The organism is Pseudenhygromyxa sp. WMMC2535 (assembly GCF_011083025.2).
This window is the reverse complement of record NZ_JABJWV010000001.1, coordinates 1,244,001-1,269,789: the sequence shown is the minus strand read 5'-3', so window position 1 is coordinate 1,269,789 and position 25,789 is coordinate 1,244,001. Positions and strand designations below refer to the sequence as shown.

The 25,789-nt window shown below is 70.8% G+C and carries 16 protein-coding genes; 9 read left to right on the top strand and 7 right to left on the bottom strand.

All coding sequences use genetic code 11. From position 1 onward, the window contains the following. Positions 1-49: 49 nt before the first annotated feature. The 3 genes from G6O69_RS04615 to amt form a co-directional block, all read right to left on the bottom strand. Positions 50-1,753: an aminotransferase class V-fold PLP-dependent enzyme gene (locus G6O69_RS04615; protein ID WP_172302316.1), complete on the bottom strand. Its 1,704-nt coding sequence runs from the start codon at positions 1,751-1,753 to the stop codon at positions 50-52. A 213-nt stretch (positions 1,754-1,966) separates the two neighbouring features. Beyond that, complete coding sequence (locus tag G6O69_RS04610; protein ID WP_172302315.1) at positions 1,967-6,562, bottom strand: glutamate synthase-related protein; 4,596 nt, start codon at positions 6,560-6,562, stop codon at positions 1,967-1,969. Continuing rightward, on the bottom strand, positions 6,559-7,785 hold the full coding sequence (gene amt, locus G6O69_RS04605; protein WP_172308134.1) for an ammonium transporter: 1,227 nt from the start codon (positions 7,783-7,785) through the stop codon (positions 6,559-6,561). The genes G6O69_RS04610 and amt overlap by 4 nt, the downstream gene beginning before the upstream one ends. Positions 7,786-7,995: 210 nt before the next feature. Here amt and G6O69_RS04600 point away from each other — a divergent pair, with 210 nt between their 5' ends. Both G6O69_RS04600 and G6O69_RS04595 read left to right on the top strand, forming a co-directional pair. Continuing rightward, positions 7,996-9,510, top strand: coding sequence for a sigma 54-interacting transcriptional regulator (locus tag G6O69_RS04600; RefSeq protein ID WP_172302314.1), 1,515 nt, complete (start codon positions 7,996-7,998; stop codon positions 9,508-9,510). Between the two features lie 122 nt (positions 9,511-9,632). Continuing rightward, positions 9,633-10,670, top strand: coding sequence for an STAS domain-containing protein (locus G6O69_RS04595; protein ID WP_172302313.1), 1,038 nt, complete (start codon positions 9,633-9,635; stop codon positions 10,668-10,670). 112 nt (positions 10,671-10,782) lie between these two features. Here the strand turns inward: G6O69_RS04595 and G6O69_RS04590 are convergent, their stop codons facing one another. Continuing rightward, a complete protein-coding gene (locus G6O69_RS04590; RefSeq protein WP_346017002.1) occupies positions 10,783-12,096 on the bottom strand; it encodes a trypsin-like peptidase domain-containing protein in 1,314 nt (437 codons plus the stop codon). Positions 12,097-12,274: 178 nt separating this feature from the next. Between G6O69_RS04590 and G6O69_RS04585 the strand changes: the two genes are divergently transcribed. The 4 genes from G6O69_RS04585 to G6O69_RS04570 all read left to right on the top strand — a co-directional run bounded on the left by G6O69_RS04585 (position 12,275) and on the right by G6O69_RS04570 (position 17,664). Continuing rightward, positions 12,275-14,515 carry a serine/threonine-protein kinase gene (locus tag G6O69_RS04585; protein WP_176396627.1) on the top strand — a complete coding sequence of 747 codons (2,241 nt, stop codon included), beginning with the start codon at positions 12,275-12,277 and terminating at the stop codon, positions 14,513-14,515. Positions 14,516-14,595: 80 nt separating this feature from the next. Then, positions 14,596-15,993 (top strand): PQQ-dependent sugar dehydrogenase, encoded by a 1,398-nt coding sequence (locus G6O69_RS04580; protein ID WP_172302311.1) that lies wholly within the window; start codon positions 14,596-14,598, stop codon positions 15,991-15,993. A 158-nt stretch (positions 15,994-16,151) separates the two neighbouring features. Continuing rightward, positions 16,152-16,715 (top strand): hypothetical protein, encoded by a 564-nt coding sequence (locus G6O69_RS04575; protein WP_176396626.1) that lies wholly within the window; start codon positions 16,152-16,154, stop codon positions 16,713-16,715. 166 nt (positions 16,716-16,881) lie between these two features. Continuing rightward, a complete protein-coding gene (locus G6O69_RS04570) occupies positions 16,882-17,664 on the top strand; it encodes a class I SAM-dependent methyltransferase (RefSeq protein WP_172302310.1) in 783 nt (260 codons plus the stop codon). A gap of 355 nt (positions 17,665-18,019) precedes the next feature. Here the strand turns inward: G6O69_RS04570 and G6O69_RS04565 are convergent, their stop codons facing one another. Next, on the bottom strand, positions 18,020-18,457 hold the full coding sequence (locus G6O69_RS04565; protein ID WP_176396625.1) for a hypothetical protein: 438 nt from the start codon (positions 18,455-18,457) through the stop codon (positions 18,020-18,022). Between the two features lie 50 nt (positions 18,458-18,507). Here G6O69_RS04565 and G6O69_RS04560 point away from each other — a divergent pair, with 50 nt between their 5' ends. The 3 genes from G6O69_RS04560 to G6O69_RS04550 all read left to right on the top strand — a co-directional run bounded on the left by G6O69_RS04560 (position 18,508) and on the right by G6O69_RS04550 (position 22,089). Then, on the top strand, positions 18,508-18,684 hold the full coding sequence (locus G6O69_RS04560; RefSeq protein ID WP_176396624.1) for a hypothetical protein: 177 nt from the start codon (positions 18,508-18,510) through the stop codon (positions 18,682-18,684). 142 nt (positions 18,685-18,826) lie between these two features. After that, on the top strand, positions 18,827-20,992 hold the full coding sequence (locus G6O69_RS04555; RefSeq protein ID WP_217909768.1) for a polysaccharide biosynthesis tyrosine autokinase: 2,166 nt from the start codon (positions 18,827-18,829) through the stop codon (positions 20,990-20,992). Beyond that, a complete protein-coding gene (locus G6O69_RS04550; RefSeq protein ID WP_346017001.1) occupies positions 20,989-22,089 on the top strand; it encodes an NAD-dependent epimerase/dehydratase family protein in 1,101 nt (366 codons plus the stop codon). The genes G6O69_RS04555 and G6O69_RS04550 overlap by 4 nt, the downstream gene beginning before the upstream one ends. Here G6O69_RS04550 and G6O69_RS04545 read toward each other — a convergent pair. Both G6O69_RS04545 and G6O69_RS04540 read right to left on the bottom strand, forming a co-directional pair. After that, positions 22,005-23,993, bottom strand: coding sequence for a methyl-accepting chemotaxis protein (locus G6O69_RS04545; protein WP_172302307.1), 1,989 nt, complete (start codon positions 23,991-23,993; stop codon positions 22,005-22,007). The two genes, G6O69_RS04550 and G6O69_RS04545, sit on opposite strands and share 85 nt — an antisense overlap. 94 nt (positions 23,994-24,087) lie before the next feature. Then, the gene (locus tag G6O69_RS04540; RefSeq protein WP_255215693.1) at positions 24,088-25,446 is read right to left on the bottom strand and encodes an RtcB family protein; all 1,359 of its coding nucleotides are present in this window, start codon (positions 25,444-25,446) and stop codon (positions 24,088-24,090) included. Between the last annotated feature and the right edge of the window lie 343 nt (positions 25,447-25,789).

Sequence of the window (25,789 nt, the reverse complement as noted above, 5' to 3'; positions counted from 1 at the left end):
GAAGGACGAAGGGCAAATGCTGTGAGCCAGTGGCGTACGAGTGGGTCGTTCAGCCCAGCGCGAGATCGAGGTCCTCGAGCAGCGCCTCGACGCTCGCGCGGTGCGTCCGAAAGCTCATCACGCACACCCGCAGCGCCACGGCCGGCCCCTCGCTCGTCGGGAGCTTGGTGCTCGACAAGAACGCGCGGTTACGGGCGTTGATCCCCGCGAGCAAGGCGACGTTGCGGCGGTCGAGGGCCTCGAGGGACTCGCCCTCGCGCCGGCGCAGGCGAACGGCCAGCGTGGACAGCTGCGGCCAGGCGACGAGCTCGAGCGGGGCGCCTGCGCGGATCCGGGCCGCGATGCCGTCGGCGCACAGCTGGGCCAGGGCGAGCTTCTCGAGCGCGGCCTCGCGGAAGGCCGCGGCGCCGTGGAGCATCAGCGGCAGCCACAGGCGCAGGCCTCGGAAGGGGCGGGAGAGCTCGGGGCCGAGCTCGGCGGGGCTGGGCAGGGCGCTGGCGTCGACGTCTCGCAGGTAGTCTGCCTCGCCCATGTGCGCGGCGGCCAGGCGGGCGCCCTCGCGGACGAGCAGGCAGCCGGTCCCGTAGGGCAAGAACATGCCCTTGTGGGGGTCGAAGCACAGCGAGTCGGCGGCCGCGATGCCGCGCAGGCGTCGGCGGCCCTCGTCGCAGAGCACGAAGCCACCGCCGTAGGCCGCGTCGACGTGCAGCCACAGATCTTCGCGGGCGCAGAGCTCGGCGATCTCGGGCAGGGGATCGATGGCGCCGGTGTTGGTGGTGCCGGCGGCCGCGACCACGCAAAAAGGTCGCAGGCCGCGGTGGCGGTCGGCCTCGACGCGGCGGCGCAGATCGTCGAGGTCGAGGCGGTAGAGCTCGTCGACGGCCACGCGGCGCAGGTTGGCCCGAGGGATCCCGGCCATGGACGCGGCCTTGGCCACGCTGTGGTGGGCCTGGCTCGAGGTGTAGATCGTGGCGTGGGCGTAGTCGCCGGTGTCGCCGAAGTGGTGGTGGCGGGAGGTGACGAGGGCGGTGAAGTTGGCCATGGAGCTGCCGCTGAGCAGCAGGCCGCGGGCCGCGGGGCCGTAGCCGAACTCGCCGGCGAGCCAGCGCAGGACCTCGTCTTCGAGGCCGACCCAGCCGGGCGCGGCCATGGCCAGGCCGGTGAAGCGGTTGCCGACGTCGGCGATCAGGTCGGCGAGGGCGGCAGCGTAGAGCCCCCCGCCGGGGACGTAGGCCATGTAGCCGGGCCCGGCGGTCTCGAGGCCGTGGTCCATGGTCGCGGCGATGTGGGCGAGGGCCTGGTCGAGGCCGCCGGGGAGGGGGCGCTCGGGGATGCCGGGGGCGGGCGGGCCGTCGACGCGGGTCGCGGGCTGCGGCGCTCGGGCCCCGCCGCCGGCCGGGCGCTCGGGGATGGTGCGCAGCAGCTCGAGGACGAAGCGTCCGGCCGTGTCCATCCACGCGGCGGCGGTCCCCGATTCGGGCTCGAGGCCGCCGGGCGGAGGGTCCGTGGGCGGGTCGAGGCGGGCCTGGAGGGGCTGCGGGGCAGGTGCGTCGGCGCTGCCTCCGACGCCGGCGCTGGGGGCCTGGTCGACGCTCGCCGCCGCGTCGTCGATGCGGTCGATCAGGCGCGCGGGGGGAGCGGGCGCCTGCGCTGCTTGGTCCGCGCGCTCGCTCGCTTCGTCGGCCGCGCGCGCGTCGGCGTCGGCGGGCGTCGGCGAAGGTGGCGTGCGGATGTCGTCGGGATCCAGCGGCATGGGCCGGCGAATCTAGCAACTCCGCGCGACCGGGCCCAAGGGCGGCAGGGCAACGCCAGCGATTGGCTGGGCTGGGCTGGGCTGGGCTGGGCTCGGCAAGCCTGGCGGGCTCTGCAAGCCTGGCCGACGAAGAGGGCTTCGCCTGCGCGACCAGCCGCCCGAGCCCGATGTCGATCGAGCTCGGTCGGCGTGGCGTGGTTCAGCCTGCGCGGCTCAGCCGGCCGAGCGCACGTCGTCGGACGCGGCCGCGGCCTTGGTCCGCGGCCGCCCGCGGAAGAAGCTGCGCCGGGTCTGCTGCCAGTCGGCGAGGGCGGCCTGGGCGGTCGCCGAGCCGGTGCGCTCGACGTGGCGCTCGAGCATCGCCCGCAGCTCGGCGGCGGCCTCGTCGTCGAGGGGGTCGAGCTGGAGGTACTGCGCGTTGATCTTCTCGGCCTCGCTGGACCGGAGGTAGACCACGCCGCCGGTCAGGCCGGCGCCGAGGTTGTCGCCCACGGCCCCGAGGATCGCCACGCGGCCCCCGGTCATGTACTCGCAGGCGTGCATGCCGGCGCCCTCGATCACGGCCTCGGCCCCGGAGTTGCGCACGGCGAAGCGGTCGCCCGCGCGGCCGCGCAGGTAGAGCGCGCCGCCGGTGGCTCCGTAGAGCGCACAGTTGCCGATCAGCACGTTGTCCTCGGCCACGAAGCGGGCCGTGGGCGCGGGCACGATGGCCACGGAGCCGCCGCTCATACCCTTGGCAACGGAGTCGTTGGCCTCGCCGCGCAGGCGGACCTCGAGGCCGCGGACCAAGAAGCAGGCGAAGCCCTGGCCGGCGCTACCCTCGAACTCGAGCTCGACGCTGCCGGGCTCGGGCAGGTAGCAGGCGCGGTCGGGATCCTCGAGGGTCCGCGGCTGGCGAGCCAGTGAGCGCATGCGCTCACCGTGGGCGCGCAGAGCCAGCTCGCCGGAGAGGCGCGCGAGCACGGCGCGGTCGCGGGTGGTGACCGGTAGCGTCAAGCTGGCCGGCTCGCGGCGGAGGATCTTGGGCCACAGCTCGTCGAGCAGGCGGCGGTCGAGCTCGCTAGGGCGCTCGCGCGGCGCCGGGAGCCGCGCCGTGTTCGGCTCCTCGGCGCCGGCGAGCAGGCGCGATAGATCCAGGCCACGCTCGATCAGCAGCTCGCGGTGGCGGCGAGCGGGCTGGAGCGCCTCGCTGCGCCCACGCAGGGCGGCGAGGGAGCGCAGGCCGAGGCCGGCGAGCAGCTCGCGGACCTCGTCGGCGAGCGCGACCATCGTCGCGACGATCGCCGCCGGAGAGCCGCGATACTTGGCCTTGAACTTGGGGTCGTGGGTGGCGATGCCCCGGGGGCAGCGGTTGTTCTCGCAGATCCGGGCCATGATGCAGCCCTCGGCGATCAGCAGCAGCTTGCCGAAGCCGAACTCGTCGGCGCCCAGGGCCGTGGCCACGAGCACGTCGAAGCCGCGGTGGAGGCCGCCGTCGACGCGCAGGCGCACGCGCTCGCGCAGGCCGTTTTGGGTCAGCGCGGCGTGGACCTCGGCGAGGCCGAGCTCCCAGGGCAGGCCGGCGTGCTTCATCGAGCTGATCGGCGCGGCCCCGGTGCCGCCGTCGCCACCGGAGATCTGGATGACGTCGGCGCCCGCCTTGGTCACGCCCACGGCGATCGTCCCGATCTCGGCGCCCGAGACCAGCTTGACGGCGATGCGCGCCCGCGGATTGACGGCGCGCAGCTCGTAGATCAGCTGCTTGAGGTCCTCGATCGAGTAGATGTCGTGGAGCGGCGGCGGCGAGATCAGATCGACCCCGGCCTTGGCGTGGCGCGCCTGGGCGATGGCGGCGTCGACCTTGATACCCATGAGCTGGCCGCCCTCGCCGGGCTTGGCCCCCTGGGCGATCTTGATCTCGATCTCCTCGGCGCAGGCCAGGTACTCGGCGTCGACGCCGAAGCGGCCCGAGGCGACCTGCTTGGTCGTCGCGGTCGTCCCGTCGACGAAGTACCACGGGTTCTCGCCGCCCTCGCCGGAGTTGCTGCGCCCGCCGATCTGGCGCATGGCCAAGAAGATGTCGCGCTGGGCCTCGGCGCTGATCGCCCCGAAGGACATGGCCCCGGCGCCGAAGGTCGCGAGGATCGTGGCGTTGGCCTCGACCTCGTCGAGCGTGAGGGCCTCGCCCAGGGGGCGCAGCTCGAAGAGCTCGCGCAAGTTGACGGGGTCCTCGTGCTCGCCGGCGGCGACGTAGGTCCGCCAGGCCTCGGCGCTGGGATCGCTGCTCGCCGCGGGGTCCTTGGGCCGCGCGCCCAAGGTGCCGATCTCGTGGACGAGCTTGGCCCGCGCGGCGGTCATCGAGTGGGCCTCGCCGGCGCGCCCGCGCGGGTGCTCCTTGAGCAGGTAGTTGCTCGGGAGCAGCTTGCCCTCGGCCGCGCGCGCGGCCGCGAGGGTGCGCAGCATGTCGGCGCCGATCGCCGAGAGGTCGAGGCCGCCGACGGGGCTGTGCAGCCCGGGGAAGTAGCGGCGCAGCAGGTTCTGGGACAGGCCGAGGCTCGTGAACAGCTTGGCGCTCTGGTAGCTGCGCACGACCGAGATGCCCATCTTGCTCATGACCTTGAGCAGGCCGGCCTCGAGCGCGCCGAGCAGCCGGCCCTCGGCGGCGTCGGCGTCGGCTTCGCTCTCGCCGGTCTCGCGGGCCAGGGCGCAGGCCAGGCGCGGGCACAGGGCCGTGGCCCCAAAGCCGACGGCGCAGGCGAGCTGGTGGGTGGTCCGCACGTCGCCGGTGTCGAGGACCAGCGAGGACTCGAGGCGCAGGCCCTCGCGGTTGAGGGCGACCACGGCGGCGCGCAGGGCCAGCAGGCTGGGCAGGGGCGGGCGCTCGTAGCTGGCCGCGCGGTCGCTGAGGATCACGATCCCGCGCCCGGCCTCGGCCGCGGCCAGGGTCTGCTGGGCGATGCTCTTGAGCGCGGCGTCGAGGGCCGTGCGCGGGTCGGCCGCGAGGGCCTCGGCGTCGACGCAGATGTCGATCTCGCGCGCGCGGATCCGCGGCTCGGTGGGCCGCTCGTGCTTCGGCGCGCTGTCGCACATCCGGCGCACGTAGGCCAGCTGCGCGAGGCTGAGCACCGGCGTGTCGAGGCGCAGGCCGGGGGCCTGGGGCAGCAGCTCCTTGGCCGCGAAGATGTTGGGACGCTTGCCCAGGTAGGTCGACAGATCCGTGACGCTGCGCTCGCGGATGTAGTCGAGGGGCGGGTTGGTGACCTGGGCGAAGGTCTGGAAGAAGTAGTCGTAGAAGCTGCGCGGCAGCCTGGAGAAGAGCGCTGGTCGGGCGGTGTCACCCATGGAGCCGATCGGCTCGCGGCCGTCGGCGATCATCGGGCCGAGGATCTTGTCGTGCTCTTCTTTGCTCAGGCTGAAGAGCGCGGCGAAGCGCCGGGCGTCGCCGAGGGTCGCGGCGTCGATCAGGGGCCGCACCGGCGCGGGCAGGCGCGGCGGATCTTGCGTCTCGCCGCGCCCGCCCGCGTCGGGGCCGAACTCGTGTGATGGGGTGGAGGCGGCGGACGCAGCCTTGGGCGAGGAGATCGGGAAGTCGATCAGCCGCGCGTCGAAGCGCGCGCCGAAGTTCTCGCGCGAGACCGAAGGATCGCGGAAGTGGACCTCGCCCGAGTCGAGCGAGACCTTGATGCCCGAGCCGGCGCCGACCATGCCCTGGGCCTCGATGGCCGCGGGGTCGAGGCCGAAGATCCCGGCCTCGGAGGCGAGCACGAAGCGGTCGGGGGTCATGGCCCAGCGAGCCGGGCGGAAGCCGTTGCGGTCGAGGCGAGCCCCGAGCGCGCGGCCGTCGGACCAGGCGATCAAGGCCGGGCCGTCCCAGGGCTCCATGGCCCGGCCCCAGAAGCTGTAGAAGTCGTTGCGGACCCCGGCGGTGGGGATGGTGATCGCCAGGATGTCCTCGATCTGGGGGATCGAGGAGCGCGCGCGCAGGGCCTCGACTTGCTCGTTGAGGTTGCCCGAGTCCGAGACGTCGCGGTGGGTCAGCAGCTCGTTGGGCGCCAGGCCGAGGGCCTGCTCGCGCGAGTAGGACCAGCTGCGGTTGCCGGCGATGGTGTTGATCTCGCCGTTGTGGGCGATCAGCCGGAAGGGCTGGGCCTTGTCCCAGGTGCTGCGGGTGTTGGTCGAGAACCGGCGGTGAAAGAGGGCGAAGCGCGTGACGAAGCGCGGGTTGACGAGGTCCGGGTAGAAGGCGGCGAGCTCGTCGGCCCGGGTCAGGGCCTTGTAGACCACGGTCCGACACGACAAGGAGGTGAAGAACAGGCGCTCGCGGGTGCGCGGGCCCAGGCGCTCGCGCAGGCGGGTGCGCGCGCGCTGCTTGGCCTGGTAGAGCCGGGCCTCGAAGCTGGCCTCGGTCCGGCAGTCCTTGGGTCGGCGGATGATCACGTGGAGGATCCGCGGGCGCGCGGCCGCGGCGATCGGGCCGAGCACGCCCGGGCGGATCGGGACCTCGCGGTAGCGCAGCACGTCGAGGTCGAAGACCGCGAAGGTCCGCTCGAAGATGCGCAGGACCTCGCCCTCGTCCTCGGCGTCGACGAAGAGGCAGCCGAGGGCGACGGACTGCGGCGCCTCGCCGAGCATCGCCCAGGGGATGTCGACCATGATGCCCGCGCCGTCGCTGCTGCGCCCGTCGGCGGCCACGGCCCCGCGGTGCTCGACGGCGGCCAGGGCTCGCAGGGCGCGCTCGAGGCTCTCGTGGCTGGCGACGCCGTCGCGGGCGGCGAGCAGCCCGACCCCGCAGGCCGAGTGGTCACGAAGGGGAGGCCAGGCGCCGCTCATCCCAGACCCCCGAGGCCGACGTAGGACTGCGAGCCGTGCTCCTCGATGTCGAGGCCGCGGCGCTCTTCGTCTTCGCTCACGCGCATGCCCATGGTCAGGTCGAGGAGCTTCATGCTCCCCCAGGCCGTGGACAAGCTCAGGGCGCCCACGGCGACCACGCCAGCGAGCTGGTGGAGGAAGGATACCTCGGCGGAGAACAGGCCGACGGCCAGGGTCCCCCACACGCCACACACGAGGTGGACCGAGATCGCGCCCACGGGGTCGTCGAGGCGCAGGCGGTCGAGGAGCATCACGGCGAGCACGACCAGGATGCCCGCGGCCAGCCCGACCTCGAGGGCCTGGCCGATCTCGAGCAGGTCGGCCCCGGCGGTCACCGCCACGAGCCCCGCGAGCGCGCCGTTGAGGCCCATGGACAGGTCGGGCTTGCCCTGGACCATCCACGAGGCCGCGACGGCGGTCACGATCCCGCCGGCGCCGGCGATGCAGGTGGCGACCAGGACCTTGGAGATCGCGCCCGGGTCGGCCGAGAGCACCGAGCCGCCGTTGAAGCCGAACCACCCGAACCACAGCAAGAACACGCCGATGGTCGCCAGCGGCATGCTGTGGCCGCGGATCGGGACCATCTTGATGGCCACCCGGGTGTCGCCGCTGGCCTCGTCGTGGATTCGCGTGGGCCGGTACTTGCCGATGCGCGGGCCGAGCACGATGACGCCGGCGAGGGCACCCCAGCCGCCGACGCCGTGGACGATGGTCGAGCCGGCGAAGTCGTGGAAGCCGAGCTCGGCGAGCCAGCCGCCGCCCCACAGCCACATGCCCGCGACGGGGTAGACCAGGGCGACGAAGAAGGTGGAGAAGATCAGGAAGCTGCCCAGGCGGACGCGCTCGGCGACGGCGCCCGAGACGATCGTGGCCGCCGTCGCGGCGAACATTCCCTGGAACAAAAAGTCCGTCCAGTAAGTGTAGGCGCCGTTCGCGTAGGCGATGTCGTTGGCCTCTGGCGGGGGCTGAAGCCCGAATCCCGCGAAGCCCGCGACCCCGCCCGCGAAGTCGGCACCGGGGTACATGAGCGAGAAGCCTACGCCGGCGTAGGTCAGCAGCCCGATGGCGATGATGCAGAGGTTCTTGAAGAGGACGTTGACGGTGTTCTTTGCCTGGGTCAACCCGGCTTCCAGGGTGGCGAAGCCGAGGTGCATGGCAAACACCAAAATCGTCGCCAGTATCATCCAAACGTTGTTCACGAAGAACAGCGCTTGCTCTCCGGGGTCCACCGGAGCGGTCTGGAGCAGGATTGGGGAGAGATCCATCTCACGAATATTCACGCAAGCCTCATTCCGTCCGCAATTCTGGAAAAGTTTAGTGAATTCAACAATGTACGATCACGCGCATGCCTACGTTTGCGTAGGATTATGGATCCATCCTACATTTTTGTAGGCATGACCTCCACTTCTGGCCCCACCGAGCGCATGGATCTGCGCGACGCCATCGACGGGATGCTGCGGATCCTCGCGGAGCGCCCGGGGATGGCGCATCCCTACCTGACATTGGTGGATCCCGAGAGCGGTGAGATCCGCATCGAGGAGGCGGTCGGCCTGACCGAGCAGCAGGTCCGCAGCGGCCGCTATCGCTTTGGCGAGGGCATCGTCGGGCGGGTGTTCGAGAGCGGGCGGACGCGGGTCGTGCACGGCTCGAGCCCCAAGTTCCTCAACCGCCTCGGGCGCACGCAGCCCGAGGGCATCTCCTTCATCTGCGCGCCCGTCCGCCTCGCCGACGGCCAGGTCGTGGGCACGCTCTCGGTCGACCGCCACGCCGCCGACCCGCGCGTGCTCCAGGCCGACGTCGAGCTCGTCGAGGTCGTGGCCGAGATGTTTGGTCGCGCGCTGCAGCTGCGCGGTCGGGCGGTGGAGCGCAGGCGGGAGATCGAGGCCGAGAACCGCCGGCTCCAGGCCGAGCTGCGCGGGCGCTTCCGCATCGCCAACATGGTCGGGAGCGACAAGTCGATGCTCGCGGTCTACGAGAAGATCGCCCGAGTCGCGCCGACCAACACCACGGTGCTGCTGCGTGGCGAGAGCGGGACCGGCAAGGAGCTGGTGGCCAGGGCGATCCACTTCGCGTCCAAGCGAGCCGCCGCGCCCTTCGTGGCCATCAATTGCGCGGCCCTGCCCGAGGCGACCCTGGAGAGCGAGCTCTTTGGCCACGAGCGCGGGGCCTTCACCGGGGCGATCGAGACCCGCAAGGGTCGCTTCGAACTCGCCAACGGCGGGACGATCTTCCTCGACGAGATCGGCGAGCTGCGACCGGCGACCCAGGTCAAGCTGCTGCGCGTCTTGCAGGAGCGCTGCTTCGAGCGCCTGGGCGGGACGCGGACCTTGGCCTGCGACGTCCGGGTGCTCGCGGCCACGCACATCGACCTCGAGGGCGCCCTCGCCCAGGGGCGATTTCGAGAAGACCTCTATTACCGACTCAACGTGTTCGAGATCGTGCTCCCGGCGCTTCGAGATCGTCGCTCCGACATCCTCGAGCTCGCCAATTTTTTCGTCGATCGCTACGGCGCCGAGCAGCAGCCGCCGGTCACCCGAATCTCGCGGCGCGCCGCGGATCTGCTCTACGGCTGGGACTGGCCGGGCAACGTCCGCGAGCTGCAAAATTGCATCGAGCGGGCCGTGCTCCTGGCCAACGGAGGCGTGCTGCGAGTCGAGCACCTGCCGGCGACGCTGCGCGGTCGCGAGGTCGACGAGGGGGAGGCGGCCGCGGACGCGAGCGAGCTGGCCTTCACCCCGCCCGCGGGGGCGACCCTCGACGAGGCCCTCGAGGCGCTCGAGGCCCGGATGCTGCGCGAGGCGCTGGCCGCGAGCGATGGCAACCGGGCGGCAGCGGCGAGGGCGCTCGGGATCAGCGAGCGACGAATGGGCCTGCGGGTTCGAAAGTACGGGCTCGAGAATGGCGATTGATTGACGACACCGACCAATCCGCGAATGACCAGGCTTGGAATCGCTCGGGCGGCGTAAATTTCGAGTCGGCGAGATATTTCAACCCTATAGTCATCGCAGTGGAAATGCACGGGAGCGAACAGTTGGTCGCATCCGAATCGCGCGAGCGCGTCGAGGCTCGGGTGCACCGCAGGATTCAACTCAAGCGCTGGCTGGGCATGCGCCGGGCCGTCGAGATGCTCGGCGAGATCGAGGACGAGGACGAGCTGCTCGCCGCCGCGGCCAGGCTGCTGGTCGATGAGTTCGGCATGGTCGACTCGGTCGTAGCGATGATCGACGCGAAGGCGGGGGTGCTGCGTCCACGGGCGGCCGCGGGGGCGGCCGAGCGCTCGCCAGAGGTCAAGGAATTCCCCCTGAAGAAGGGCTTCATGAAGATCGTCGACGTGGCGATCACCGGGGAGCCGGTGGTCATCCGCGACGCGGTCGCGCGCGCGGACGCGGAGGGCTGGGGTCAGCTCGCGCGCGAGGCCAAGCTGCGCAACGCGATGATCACGCCGATCCGCGTCGGCGACACGATCCACGGGGTGATCGCCGCGGGCCAGGCCGAGGTCGACATCGGCGAGGACGACGTCGTCATGATGGTCACCTTCGGCTGTCAGCTCGCGCTCGCGCTCTCGCGCCTCCGGGCCGATCGCGACCGCCAGCGCCGCGTCGAGGAGCTCGAGGCCGCCAACGCGCGCCAGGCCAAGCTGCTCGAGACCGTGCGCGAGCTGTCGACCCCGGTCGTCCCCGTGCACGACGGGATCCTCGTGCTCCCCCTGGTCGGGACGATCGACACCGACCGCGGCGAGCAGCTCATGGAGGTCCTGCTCGCGGCCATCGGCCAGGCGCGGGCCGAGGTCGTGATCTGCGACGTGACCGGCGTGCCGGTGATCGACTCGGCGGCCGCCGACATCCTGCTCCGGGCGATGCGGGCCGGGAAGATGCTCGGCGCGAAGGGCATCCTCGTGGGTGTGTCGCCGACCGTCGCCCAGACCCTCGTGGGCCTCGGCGTCGAGCTCGAGGGGATCGTGACCTGTAGCAACCTCCAGGCAGGGATCGCCAGGGCGATGACCATGCGCGGGCGCGAGCGACCGAGGCGTGCGCGGACGAGCGGGCGCTCGCTCGGCGAGCTGCGCTGACGCGCGCGCGTCGGACCGAGGCGCGCGCGTGGGCCACCGGCCTCGAGCCGCGCACCCAGCTCGTCGGCGGCGCGCCAGCTCGTCGCCAGCGAGCCCGCTCGTGGGCTCGCGCTCAGTCGCCCGAGACGACCTCGAGGACGGCCTCGATCGCAAACACCTCCCCCGCGCGCTGGACCTTGACCGCCACGCTGTCGCCGGGCTCGAAGTTGTCGAGGGCGTTGAAGAGGTCGTCGAAGCTGGCCACGGCGTAGTCGTCGATGCCGACGATCACGTCGCCGAGGAGGATGTCCCGGCCGCGGCGGCGCAGGCCCTGGAGGCCGGCCTGGTGCGCGGGCCCCTGGGGCGAGACTTTTTCGATGATCACGCCCTGGATCTTGGCCCGGGCGGCGAGGCGATCGGGGACGACCTCGATGCCGAGGGAGGCCCGGCGCGGCTGGCCGTACTCGATGATCTGCGGGACCAGGCGGGTGATGGTGTCGACCGGGACGGCGAAGCCGATCCCCGCCGAGGACCCGGTCTTCGAGTAGATCATCGTGTTCATGCCGATCAGCTGGCCGGCGGAGTCGAGCAGCGGCCCGCCGGAGTTGCCGGGATTGATCGACGCGTCGGTCTGGATCATGTTGCGGATCGTGACCCCGCCGTAGCCGAGGACCTCGCGGTCGAGGGCCGAGATCACGCCCACGGTCAGGGTGTGGTCGAGGCCGAAGGGGTTGCCGATCGCCAGGGTCTTTTGACCGACGATCAGCGGCTGGCCCTTGGCCGGTCGCGCCACCGGGGTCAGCTCGGCGGCCGCGTCCGCGTCGAGCTCGAGGGCGAGCACCGCGATGTCGCGCTTGGGGTCGCCGCCGACGAAGCGCGCGGGCACGGTGCGATCGTCGAAGAGCGTGACCGAGAAGCTGTCGCCGCCGGCGACGACGTGGAAGTTGGTGACGATGTGGCCGCGCGCGTCCCAGATGAAGCCGCTGCCGGTGCCCGCGGGGATCTGGTCGACGCGCAGGGTGAAGCGGTTGCGGACCAGCTGCGACTGGGTGATGAACACCGTGGCCGGGGCGGCGGCCTCGAACACGGAGATGGAGTTGCGCTCGTCCTCGATGGCGGCGCCGGCCGAGAGGCTCGGGACGAGGGTGCTCGCGCCTGGCTGGCCGGGCGCGGGCTGCTGGGCCGGCTGGGCGTCCGCGCGTGGGCTGGGCCGTGGCTGGGTGCTGGGCGGGGCGCCCTGCTCCGGCGCGGGGTCCTGGCTGGGCGCGCTGGGTGGGGCGGCCGCTCGCGCCTGGTCGGGCTGGGCGGGGCTGCCTGTGGCTCGCGGGTCGTCTTTGTCCGGGGCCGGCGGACGCTCGGTGTCGCAGGCTGCCAGGCACAGCGCTGTGCTCGAGAGCAGGGCCGCGAGCGCGGCCCGGGGCCGAGTCATGGCGATCTTCGGGCGCACGACAGGGACCATAGCCGAGGGCTCCGGCCCAGGCACGCGAGCCCCGGGCTCGCCGCGGCCGCGGACGCGCGCCGCGGGGGGTGGACCTCGCGGGGAGGGCGAGGTGCACGGGGAGCACGCGTGAGGGGGCCTTGGGCCCAGGCTCGCGCTCGGTGAGCGCGGCCACGCGGCCGCCTGCGTGGTGGATTCAGGCCCGGGCTGCTATATCTCCAGGCTCATGGGCGAGGCCGGGAAGCCGCTCGAGGCGTGCCCTCACTGCGGGGCGAACCACCCCGAAGAGATCCTGATCTGCCCGAACACCAACCGGGTGCTGGCGCTCGAGGGTCGGGTCCTCGATCACCGCTTCCGCTTCGTGCGCAAGCTCGGCGAGGGCGGCATGAGCACGGTGTGGATGGCCGAGAACTATCGCGTCCGCAAGCGGGTGGCGATCAAGCTCATGCACCCCGAGTACGCCCGCAACCCGCGGACCTTGCATCGCTTCCAAAACGAGGCGACCTCGGCCGGGCGCATCGGCAACCCGCACATCTGCGACATCCTCGACCTCGGCGAGTCGCCGCTTGGCCCCTACATCGTCATGGAGATGCTGGTCGGGCAGAGCTTCGCCGAGCTGCTCGAGAGCCAGGGGCGCATCGACCCCTCGCTGGCCGTGCTGATCATCCGCGAGGCCCTCGTCGGCCTCGAGGCGGCCCACGCCGCGGGCATCATCCACCGCGACCTCAAGCCCGAGAACGTGTTCCTCCACGAGCCCGAGCCCGGGCGCATGCTGGTCAAGCTGATGGACTTCGGGATCTCGAAGTTCACCGAGGATCCCGGCGGCGGGCGGACCGGCGCCAACGTGGTCATGGGTACGCCCGAGTACATGTCGCCGGAGCAGGCGGCCGGGGCCGCCAACGTCGACGCGCGCACGGACATCTGGGCCATGGGTGTGATGCTCTACCGGGCGATCGCCGGGCTCGAGCCCTTCCGCGGCAAGACCATGGCCGCGCTGCTCCTGGCCCTGTCCACCGAGGAGCCCGAGCCGCTGCGCAAGTACGCCCCGGAGCTCCCCCCGGGGCTGATCGCCGTCGTCGAGCGCTGCCTGCAAAAGCAGCCCGACCAGCGCTACCAGACCGCCAGCGAGCTCCACGAGGCGCTCGCGCCCTTCCAGCAGATCGTCGCCGAGGGCGAGCGCCCGGCCGCGCCGGTGCGCACGGGCAAGACCATGGCGATGGCCCTGGACCCCTCGGCGGCCGCGGCCATGGCTGCGATCCACCAGGCCCAGGCGGGGGACCGGCCGCCTGCGGTCACGCCCGTGCAGGGCAGCATGGCCATGACCTCGGCGGGGACCTCGGCGGGGACCTCGGCTGGGCTGGGGACGCGCGTGCCCGGCTCGGATCCAGCGCTCGCGGCCACGGCCGCCTTCGAGCCGCCGCAGACGCCGACGAGCGCGCCAAGGGCTCCGACGGTGGCGCCTGGCTCCGCTCCCATGGGCACCATGGGCGGCGCGACCATGGGCTCGGCGCAGACCATGGCGACCTCCGCTGGCTTTCACGCCGGCGCCCCAAACCCGACACGGACCACGCACCCGGGCGCTCAGGCGCAGGGGCAGACCTGGTCCACGGAGCTCGACCCCAACCTCGCCGGGCCGGATCAGAGCTGGTCCATGGGCAGCAGGGGCAGCTTTGGCGACGGCGACGAGCGGCCCGATGGCCGCGGTGGCCGCCGCCGCAAGCGTGGCTGGGTCGGCTGGGTGGTCGGCCTGGGCATGCTCGGGCTCCTCGGGGGCGGCGCGGCCCTGGCCTGGTCCATGGGGCTGATCGAGTTCGGCGGCGAGAGCACGCAGGAGGTGGTCGTCGCGGGCAGCGAGAGCGGCGAGAGCGGTGAGCCGCTCGCCGACTTGCCGCTCGAGACCGAGGGGACCGACGAGAGCGGGACGGCGGGCAGCGAGACCGCGGACGAGGGCAGCGAGACCGCGGACGAGAGCGGCGAGAGCGAGACCGAGGCCGGCGAGGGCGACGACGAGGGCTCGAGCTCGAGCAGCGGTGGTTCGAGCTCGAACTCGAATTCGAATTCGAACAGCGGTGGGTCGAACTCGAACTCGAACTCGAACTCGAACAAGACCAAGCCCGATCTCACCAAGGTCTACCAGGCCGGCACGCTCTACACGCCCAAGTCGCGCGGGCCCAACGGCTCTTACACCTTCGCGCGCAGCTACTGCGCCAAGCTCAAGCGCGCCAAGACCAACGGCTTCAGCAAGTGGCGCATGGCGAGCGCCTCGGAGATCCAGAGCTTCCGCAACGTCGGGGTCGACAAGCTGCTGTACTGGACCAAAGAGACCGAGGGGGTCAACGCCAAGGCCCTGGAGATGCTCAGCGGCCGCGTGCTGCTCAAGCCCCAGGTCAACAAGTCGCCGCGGGCGTTTTGCGTGTCGACCAAGTGAGCGCGCGCTGGTTCGTGTCTGCTTCGCGTCTGCTTCGTGTCTGGGCTGCGAGAAAGTCCCCGGGCTGCTAGCGTGCGCGCATGCGTACGAGGCTTGCACTCACCCTCACGCCCAGCCTGACCGTGGCGCTCGCGCTCTTCGCCTGTGGCGACAGCGGCTCGAGTGACGAGGAGATCGGGGAGAGCGGCTCGTCGACCACCGCCGACACGGGCACGGACTCGAGCACGGGGGACACCAGCGAATCGGGCTCGACGAGCGCGGGCGAGTCGGGCAGCGAGACCGCCGACACGGACAGCGAGACGGACACGGACACGGGCACGACCGGCGAGGACATCCCGCCTTGTCCCTACGAGCCCGTGGACGGCGACCCCGAGGTCGAGCTCGAGCTCGTCGCCGAGAACCTGAGCGCGCCGACCTTCGTGATCGGCCACCCCGAGCAGCCCGATCGCCTGTTCGTCACCCTCAAGAGCGGCACGGTGGTGATCGTCGAGCCGGGCAGCACCACGGCGAACGCCGAGCCCTTCTTGAGCGTGGAGGTCAGCGACTTCTCGGAGATGGGCCTCTTGTCCATGGACTTCCACCCGGACTTCCCCGAGGACCCGCGGGTCTACGTGCACTACAGCCCTTCGGGGGAGCTGCGCTCGCGCGTGTCCGAGTTCAGCCTCGACCCCGAAAACCCCGACGCGGTCGACCCGGACAGCGAGCGGATCATCTACGAGAAGTCCCAGCCCCTGGGCAACCACAACGGCGGTCAGGTCGCGTTTGGACCCGACGGCTACCTCTACTTCTCGATCGGCGACGGCGGGGATCAGGGCGACCCCAACAACCGCGCGCAAGATCTGAGCACCTACTTTGGCAAGATCATGCGCGTCGACATCACGCCGAGCGGAGACGAGGGCTACTCGATCCCCGCCGACAACCCCTTCGTCGACGATGCGGACGTGCTGCCGGAGATCTGGGCCTATGGGCTCCGCAACCCCTGGCGCTTTGGCTGGGACCCCGCGACCGGGTGGATGTACGCCGGCGACGTCGGGCAAAACGCCTGGGAGGAGCTCGACATCATCGAGCCCGGGAAAAATTATGGCTGGCGCCCGATGGAGGGCAACCACTGCTACGGCCAGGACGACTGCGACACCACGGCCGATCCGAACACCGCCAACGTCGACGGCTACATCGCGCCGATCTACGACTACGGCGGGGCCCAGCGCTCGATCAGCGCCGGTTACGTCTATCACTCCTGCGAGGTCCCGGCCTGGGACGGGCGCTACTTCTTCGCGGACTACGTGCTCAACAGCATGTGGGCGCTGGTCTGGGACGGGCAGAGCGTGGACTTCCTGGGCGAGGTCGCGCAGCCCGAGAACATCTCGACCTTTGGGACCAACGCCTGGGGGGATGTGTATTTGGCGGAGACGATCCTCGGGTTGGTCCCGCCGCATCCGGAGAGCTCGCGGATCTGGCGGGTCGCGCCTGCGGGCTGAGGAGCCACCCGCGCTCTGAGGGCGCTCGGAGCGTCGCCCTGCCGCGCCTCTTCGACGTCGCCCATCGCCCGTGTGGCGGCGTCGAGGGGGAGGCCTTGCCCGGCGATGGCACCTCGTGGCCGCCCCTCGTGGCGGGTCTGCGCTGCTAGAGTTGGATCATGATGATCCATGACATGCGAGCTTGGGTAGTTGGTGCGGGCCTATGGATGTTGCTCGCCGGTTGTCCCGCAGACGGGGTCGACGATGACGTGGGCTCGTCCACCGAGACCACAGAAGGTGAGACCACGGAAGGTGAGACCACGGAAGGTGAGACGACGGGCGAGGGTGAGACGACGGGCGAGGGTGAGACGACGGGCGAGGGTGAGACGACGGGTGAAGGCGAGACGACGGGCGAAGGCGAGACGACGGGCGAAGGCGAGACGACGAGCGAAGGCGAGACGACGAGCGACACCAGCGAGAGCGTGTCTTGTGGTGAAGACACCTGCGTCGGTGGGGACATCTGCGTGGTGCCTGGGCTCGATTGTGACTATGATCCCTGCTACGAGGGAATGGAGGCCGAGTTCTTCTATCCCGACCCCTTTTGTTCGCCGGTCCCCGCGGGCTGTGATCTCGACGATACGCCGTGCCTGGAGGATGCGCTGTGCGTGGGTGGCTACGACGACGGCACCTTCGAGGACGGCAAGCTGCACTGCGCCGTCGTTGCGCTCGACTGTTTTTGCTGACCCTCGAGCTTGCGCCTCCTCGTTGGGCTCGAGGCGGCTCGTGGGCTGACGCCAGGTGTCTCGACTCGAGTGCCCCTGGTCTCGGAGGGGTCTTCGTAGACGGCGCCCGAAGACATTCCGCGTATCTTCGCGAGCCTGTGGTCGGCGCAGCGCGTATGCTCGAGCCATGCCTCGCCTCCATCTGATCGAGCTCCACGAACAGCCCTGGTGTCCCCGCGTGCTTCGGGACGGCATGCGGGCCGTGCTTCAGCAGATCTCGAGCACGCTCCCGGCCTACGACGCCGTCATCGAGGTACTGCTCCGTGCCATGCAGGCGAGCGGGACGACCAAGGTCCTCGATCTCTGCTCTGGCGCCGGAGGCCCCTGGGACCGCCTCGCCTCGCGGGTCGCCGACGATCCGCGCATCGACCATGTCCTCCTGACCGACCTCTACCCCGACGCCGAGGCGATGGAGGATCTACAGCGGGGCACCGGTGGCCTGTGCTCTCCCCATCTCGAGCCCGTCAACGCCCTCGACGTGCCCGAAGACATGCCGGGCTTTCGCACGCTCTTCATCGCCTTTCACCACTTCGACCCCGAGCAGGCCAAGCGCGTGCTCGCCAATGCCGTCGCCGCGGGGAGAGGGGTCGGTGTCTTCGAGCTCACCGAGCGCCGCCCCTACTCGACCTGCTTCGTCTCACTGACCATGTTCCCCCTCGCCCTCGCCTTGCTGCCTTTCGCCCAGCATCGGCGCGCGGGCTTCTTCGTGTTCACCTACCTCTTGCCGCTGATCCCCGCGCTCACGACCTTCGACGGCATGGTCTCTTGCATGCGCTCCTATCACCCCGAGGAGATGCTCGCGATGGCGCGCGAGGTCGGCCCCGACTACGAGTGGCAGGCGGGGCGAGTGCGCTGGCCGTCGAGTCCGGTGGCGGTCGTCTACCTCACCGGCGTGCCACCTTCGCGCTGAGCTGAGGCCCAGAGCTGGCAATTGGGGCGGAGGTGGCGATCGAAGTGACACTCGGATCGGCAATGTCGACGCACTCGATGGGCTTGTTTCACCGTTTGGGCGCGAGTCGACCACCTGCCCCGAGGCTCAGGCGCGGAGCTGCCCGAGGTGGCTTGCGCGTGGCTCCTAGGGCGAGGCGCGATGTCGAGCAATGACCGCCCGCCCCCCCGGGCGGGGTCTCCACAGTGTGGAAGCTCGCCACGATGACGCGGCGCGCTTCGTTTTTAGCCTGGCTTGGAGACACAAATGTCGACGCGCCCCCGCCGCTCGGGTGTCGCCTACCCGGAGAAGGGGCCGGTCGCAGGCGCGCTTGCGCTCAACCCGTGGACACGGGCTGCGCCGCGCGGGCGTCGATCTGTGCCTGAATCGCCGCTTCGAATTCGTCGCGATTGGCGAAGCTCTTGATCTTCGGGCCGATGGTCGCGTTGACCAAGGCCGCGCCCATCATCACCAGGCGCGAGCTGAACAGCAGATGAACGTCGTCGAGCTGCTCTTTGTTGTCGCGCATCCAATCGGTCCACCGCCGGCGGAATTCAGCCTCGAAGAAGGCGAGATCCGTGGCGTCGATGGCCATGCTGACGCGGTGGCCTTCGGCGATGCGTTGGTCAAAGCGCTTGGAAATCGGATCGACGACGATCACGGACGCGGTGCCGTAGTAGCGGGTCACAAACACCCCCGGGGCCCTCTCGTGGACTTCGACGTGGCCGTGGGTGTGCTCGATCAGCATGCGATGCTCTTCTTCGCTGATCTGCATGGGTAAGTGGCGAGCGAGCTTCCTCGTCGAGGTTAGCAGTCTGAGCGTGGGTGCGTAGTGAAGGCGGCCGCCAGGCGTCGATCTTGGCCGCTTCTCGCCCGGCTCGTGCCCGCCCCTCGCTCTGTTCACACATTCAGCCCCGCGCGGCCGAACGCCTGGTCATGGCCAGGCGCCCGCGCCGGCGAAGGATCCGCGCGGCTTTGGACATGTCCCCCGAGCCCACCTAAGCTCGACCAAGCGATGGAGCAGCCGCCTTTTTCGCCCCAGACAGCCGTGTCGGGGAGCACACTCGGACCCCAGGGTAATACGCCCGGTTCGAGTGATCCCCACGCCGAGGGCTCGGGGGCGACGGACGCTCTGGACGCGCTGATGAAGGTGCTCGGGATCCTCGGCCGGCGCTGGCTGGTGGTCCTGGTGACCACGGTGCTGGCCGTGGCCGTGGGCGTGCTGATCGCGTCGATGCTCCAGCCCCAGTGGCGCGCGACGGCGACCCTGGTGGTCAACCCGGGCGGTTCTCAGGTCCTCGACAAGGTTCGCGGGGTCACGGAAGAAGACGACCGTGATCGCTTCGGCTACCAGCAATACTTCGAAACCCAGCGCGAGATCATCCTCAGCCGCAAGGTCGGCAAGGCGGCGCTGGCGGAGCTGGGCCTCGCCGACGACCCGACCTTCCTGGGGACCGAGGGGATCCGTGACGCGCGCCAGCGCGAGGAGGCCGAGCAGGCCACGGACCCGGTCCGCCGGCTCCAGGGCATGGTCAGCGTCGAGGAGGTGCGCGGCTCACGGGTCATGGCGGTGGCGGCCGAGTACCCCGATCCGATCGTCGCCCAGGACATCGCCAACGCCGTGGTCGAGGCCTACCTCGAGCACATCAACCGGCGGCGCTCGGACACCGGCGACAAGGCGCAGACCGACGTCGAGGCCGAGCTCGCCAAGGCCTCGACGGCGCTCGAGGAGGCCGAGCGGGCGCTCGAGAAGTTCAAACGCGAGAACAAGATCACCTCGATCTCCCTCGAGGATCGCCAGAACCTGATCGCCCAGAACATCTCCACGCTCTCGTCGGCGGCCAAGACCTCCCAGGCCGATCGCATCGCGATCGAGGCGACCTTCAAGCAGGCCAAGCGCCTGCAGTCCGAGGGCAGCCTGGCAGGGGCCTCGCTGCTCGGCTCCGGCGAGCGGATCATCTTCGACAGCATGCTCGCCGAGCGCATGGAGGCCGAGCGCGACTTCAACGAGCTCGACTTGCGCTACGGCGAGAAGCATCCGCGCTGGCAAAAAGCCAAGCGCCGCCTCGACCTGATCGAGGAGCGGATCGCGTCGGAGAACAAGGGCCTGGTCCGCAGCCTCGAGGCGCGCAACAAGGCCGCCCAGGAGACCGAGACGCGGCTCGAGGCTGCGCTCGAGAACGAGCGCGAGCGCGCCCTGGAGCTCGGTCGGCTCGAGCCGGCCTTTCGTCAGCTCGAGCGCGAGGCCGAGGGCGCGGCCGAAGCCTACGCCAAGCTGCGCACCCGGGCCGACGAGATCGGGGTCAGCAACCGCGTCGAGATTCCCCCGGTCGAGATCCTCGACGAGGCCACCCGCCCGGAGCGGCCGATCCGCCCGCGCAAGGGCCTGCTGATCGCCGTGGCCGCGTTCGCGGGCTTGATGATCGGCAGCGTCGCGGCGGTGGTCGTCGACCTCCGTGACCACCGGATCCGCAACGTCGCCGACCTCGAGCGCGCGCTCGCGGGCTTCGGCCTGCCGACCCTGGGCCAGCTCCCGCTGCTGCCCGCGGACCCGGCCCTGGGCGTGGGCAACATCCGCGCCCAGCGGCGCCGCCGGGACCTCTACACCCACCTCTTCCCGCAGTCGCTGATGGCCGAGCGCTGCCGAGGCATCCGCACCGGCCTGGCCTTCACGTTGTCGAGCGACAAGCCCACGGTGCTGCTAGTGACCTCGCCGGCGTCCTCCGAGGGCAAGAGCTCGACGGCGATGAACCTGGCGCTGAGCTACTGCCAGGCCAAAAAGAAGGTCTGCTTGGTCGACGCCGACATGCGGCGGCCGCGGCTGCACCAGGTCTTTCCGCAGGCCGTGGGCAAGGAAGAGTACGGCCTGGCCACGGTGCTCCAGGACGAGCACGAACTCGTCGAGGTGCTCCAGACCGATCTCGAGGGCGCGCCGGAGCAGCTCACGGTGATCACCTGCGGGCGCGTGCCCGAAAACCCCGCCGAGCTGCTCGACTCGCCCTCGGCGCGGCGGACCCTGGCCGAGCTGCGCGAGCGCTTCGACGTGGTGATCATCGACTCGCCGCCGGTGCTCCCGGTCACGGATCCGCTGATCTTGGCCCCGCGGGTCGACGGCGTCGTGCTCGTCGCGCGCTGCCGGGCGACCACGCGCACGGACGTGATCCGGGCGCTGACGACCCTGCGCCAGGGCGACACCAACTTGCTGGGCGTGGTCCTCAACGAGCTCGACGCCCGCGACGAGGGCCGGCGCTACACCTCCGAGTACTACACCTACCGGGCCGACGAGGCCCCAGAGGCATCACGCGCGTGACCGCCACCATCGACACGGTTCATCACACTCTGCGCGCCGAGCCCCGGACCTGGCTGGTCACGGGCGCGGCCGGCTTCATCGGCTCGCACCTGTGCGAGCACCTGCTCGCCCTCGGCCAGCGGGTCATCGGCCTCGACAACTTCGACACCGGCAAGCGCGAGAACCTCGACGCGGCGATCCGCGGGGCGCAGGCGCGGGGGGCCGAGGACGCCGCTGGGCGCTTCGAGCTGGTCGAGGCCGACGTCCGCGACGCGGGGGCCTGCGCGGCTGCCTGCGCGACGGCGGAGCACGTGCTCCACCAGGCCGCCGTGGCCTCGGTGCCGCGGACCCTGGCCGAGCCCGGCCTCGCCCACGCGGTCAACGTCGACGGCGTGTTCAACCTGCTCGAGGCCGCGCGCCTCGGCGGGCGCGTGCGCAGCTTCGTCCAGGCCTCGTCCTCGGCGGTCTACGGCGACTGCCCCGGCGAGGCCGAGACCGGGGCTCAGCGCGAGGCCGTGATCGGCCGGCCGCTCTCGCCCTACGCCGGGCAAAAGCGCATCGCCGAGGTCCTCGCCCAGACCTGGACGCGGACCCACGGCCTGCCCACGGCCTCGCTGCGCTACTTCAACATCGTCGGTCCGCGCCAGGATCCCAACGGGGCCTACGCGGCGGTGATCCCCAAGTGGGTGGCGACCTTCGCCGCGGGCGAGCAGCCCAAGATCTTTGGCGACGGTCAGACCAGCCGCGACTTTTGCCCGGTCGAGGACGTGGTCCAGGCCAACTTGCTGGCCGCGACCTGGCCCGAGCGGGTCGACGCGGCCGGCCGCGAGCGCCCGGCGGATCCCAGCGAGGGCGTGTTCAACGTCGGCCTCGGCGGGCGGACCAGCCTGCTCGAGCTCTACGCGATGATCCGCGCGGGCATGGCCGAGCTCGGCCACGACGTCGCCGAGCTCGAGCCGCGCTTCGAGGACTTTCGGGCCGGAGACATCCGGCACAGCCGGGCGAGCATCGAGCGGGCCCGGTCCGCGCTCGGCTACGAGCCGCGCATGGCCATGCGCGACTCGCTGAGGGCGACCATGCACTGGCTGGCCGAGGGGTCGTCGCCGGCGTCGAGCTGAAAGCGTCGGGTCAGACGCTCGAGCTCGAGGGCCTCCGTGTGCAGCGACTCGGCGACGGCGCGGGTCTGGGCCAAGCTCGCGACTGCGGCGCTCAGGCCATGGGCGGCGGCGTCGATGTCCCTGGCGACGATCTGCGTCTCCTGGCTCTGGCATTCGGTCACGGTCGAGATGCTGCGCGCGGCCTCGAATACGGCGTGGGCGAGCTCGATGCTCGCCTGGGTCGCGGCGGCGGTGTCTTCGCCGGCGCGCTCGATGGTCACGAGCCGATCTCCGACGCCGTCGACGGCCGCGGACACGCGCTCGGCCAGGCGGCGCATCTCGGCCGCGACGATGGCGAAGCTGCGCCCGGCCTCACCCGCGCGGATGGCCTCGAGGGCGCCGTTGAGCGCGAGCAGGTCGGCGCGTTCGGCGACCTCGCGGATCAGCACGAGCAGTTCGGAGATCCCCCCGGTCTCGCGGGCGAGGCCCTCGAGGGCCGTGGACATCTCCTGGGTTCGGTTGAGGGCGAGGTCGGCGTTGTCGCGGACGCCGACGGCGGTGTGGTCGATGTCCTCGGCGGCGCGGGCGAGGGAGGCGACGGCTCGGCTGACGGTCGCGATCCGTTCCGACTGCACGCCGGCGGCCTGCTCTTGGCTGGCCGTGACCGCGAGCAGCTCGGCCGCGGTCGCGCTGAGCTCCTGGGCCGTGACGCGGATCTGCCCGACGACCTCGCGCAGGCGATCGACCATGGCGCGCACGGAGTCGTAGAGGTCGCCCTCGCCCTCGAGCTCGACGCGCAGGTCGCCGTGGCCGACCTGCGCCGAGGCGCGGGTGAGCTGCTCGAGCAGGTCGAGAAGATCGTTGAAGTTCTCGCTGAGCTGCCCGTGCTCATCGCCGCGGAGCACCGGGACGCGCTCACTGCCGAGCAGCTTGCCCGAGTCGATCAGCGTGCGGATGCGCGCCGCGATGTCGGCGTAGGGGGCGGTGTGCGAGCGGGCGAGGTTGCGGCCGTGGGAGATCCCGCGAAACCAGGCCATCACGAAGATCAGGGCGAGGGTGCCGAACAACAAGTCGAGATCCTCGTCGGGCTTCGCGGTGCTCAGGACCCAGCGCCCGTCGGGGAGGGGGGCGGCCACGAGCACGCGCGCGTTGGCCGGATCGATGTGCGAGCGCATCCCTCGTTCGTCTTCCTCTTCGAGCTCGGGCGGGAGCTGCTCGGGCGCGAGGATCTGGATCTGTGGGTCGACTGCGTCCTCGGCCCCGAGCTCGATCTGTGTGCGCGCGAGCTCGACGGCGGCCGTGCGAGTCATCTGCTCGCGCTGGCGCTCGGCGTAGACGTGGATCAGGCTGCCGCTGATCGCCGTGGCCTGCGAGATGAAGAAGAGCAGGCCGAAGACTGACAATGTCAGCTCGCGCTCGCGAGATCTGGCGCTGCGTTCGACGCGGAGCGTGGGCTGCTCGATGCGCGCGACGACGGCTCGCCACGGCTCGGCCACGCCGCCCTCGACCACGCTGCGGATCACCGTCCACATGCCCACGACCACGGCCATTCCGGCGAAGCAGACCAGACCGATCTCGGCGAAGCCCACGGGCATGCGCACAGCGCCATGGATCGCCGCGAGGGCAAAGACGGCGGCCCACGAGAGCACGTAGACCGGGACGAAGCGATCGGCCAGCCGGGTGAAGGCAGCGTCGAGGTTGAGCAGGGTCGCCTGGCTCGTGTCTTCGTCGATGCTGGTGATCGGGAAGAGCTCGTGCAGCCACCACAGCCAAATCGCCATGCGCGAGCCGATCAAGACGAGGAGCAGCGGCCAGGTGAGGACGTCGACGAAGAGCAAGAACACGCCGATGAAGGCGAGCGCCGACAGGTCCGTGCGGACCATGAAGCGGGCCACGATCGCAAAGATGTTCAGCCTGCCACGCATCGCCAAGGGCAAAGTGAGCATAACGCGCACTTGCCCTGTTTGGCCATCTTCGTGGTTAGAGAAGGGGGCTCACAGACCCCGAGGAGGGCGCGCGTCAGTCGGTGCCTTTGATGTTGGCGACGGGGTAGAGGCGATGCGCGACGCGGGCGATGCCCTCGGTCTCGAGCACGGCGAGGACCTCGTCGAGATCCTTGTAGACGTGGCCGCACTCGTCGAGGGGCGTGCGCGCGGTGTTGCCGATGACGCCGGTGATCGTGACACCACCGCGGCCCTCGGCGTCGGCTCCAAAGGTTCGGGTGACGCTGCGCATCTCCTCGTCGATCTCGTCGTGGCGGGCCGCGAGCTCGCGCTTGGCCTGGCCGCGACCGAGCACCCGCCCGGAGCCATGGTTGACCGAGCAGCCGCTGCGGTAGGCCCCCGCGAGCGGGAAGAGGATCGCGGCCCCGCTGAGCATCGATCCGGGGATCAGGCAGGGGTGTCCGCTGCCCGCCCAGCGCGTGCCCGCGAGGTCGGGGTGACCGGCGGGGAAGGCCCGGGTCGCGCCCTTGCGGTGTACGAAGCCCCGGGTGGTGCTGCCGTCGGGGAGCACCAAGGTCTCCTCCTGCACGAGGTTGTGGCTGATCTCGTAGTAGACCTCGCCCTCGGTCGTGAAGACCTCGCGCAGGGCTTCTTGGACCCCGCGCACGATGGTGTGGCGGTTGGCGATGGCGTAGTTGGCGGCGCTGTTGTGGTGGGCCCAGTAGCGCCGCCCGAGCGGCTCGTCGGCGTAGAGGTGGGCGCGCTCGCGCGCTTTCTTGGCCAGCCCGCGGAGCTCGGCGCCCGCATGAAAGAAGTGGTTGGCGGTCTGCCAGCCGTAGCCTCGGGATCCGCAGTGGACCATCACCCACACGGAGGCGTCGGCGACGTCGACCTGCATCTCGATGAAGTGGTTGCCGCCCCCCACCGAGCCGAGCTGGGCAGTGCACTTGCAGCGGGCCTTGGGGATCGACTCGAGGTCGACCTCGTCGGGCACGGGGATGTACTGGCGCTCGCAAAGATCCGCGGAGACGCCCAGGGCCTTGGCGCCGTAGCGCAGGATCTCGTCCATGTCGTGGCCGCGGACGTCGGGGGCGAGGGCGGGGCGGTGGTTGCCGATGCCGGTGGCGATGCGACGCTCGACCTCGTCGACCCAGCGCTGGCGCAGCTGGGGGTCGGCGACATCGGCCGCGCTCAGGGGCGTGCGCATGTAGATGACGCCGCAGGAGATGTCGTAGCCGGAGCCGGACTGGATGATGGTCTCGTCGGTGACGACGACGCCGCCGACGGGGATGCCGTAGCCGAGGTGGGTGTCGGGCATCAGGTAGACGCCGCGGACGCCGTCGTAGCTCGCGGAGGTGACGGCTTGCTGCCAGAGTCGGTCGTCGGTGGCTTCGAAGAGGGACTCGGAGAGGAAGGCGTGGACCTCGGTTTGCATGGTGGGGAGGCGGGGGAGGATGTAGTGGGCTTCGCTTTGGCGTTGGGCTCTTTCTTTCAGGGACATGGGGGGGGATAGCAGATTGGATGGTTTTTGGAGGAGGGTTGGATGGTTTTTGGAGGAGGGTTGGATGGTTTTTGGAGGAGGGTGGGGTGCTCGGCGGACACGCGCACGGGGCAGCAGGGGACCCTCTCCGCTCGGACAGCTCGCTGACTCAGGAGAGGGTATGGGTTGCGGTCGGTGGCGTTGGTGGGGGGTGTCGCGTCGAAGGTGCAGTACGTACGCGAAACTCGCTGAGAGGGTCCCCTGCTGCCCCTTTTGTGCGCGTCTTTGGCGGGAGGGA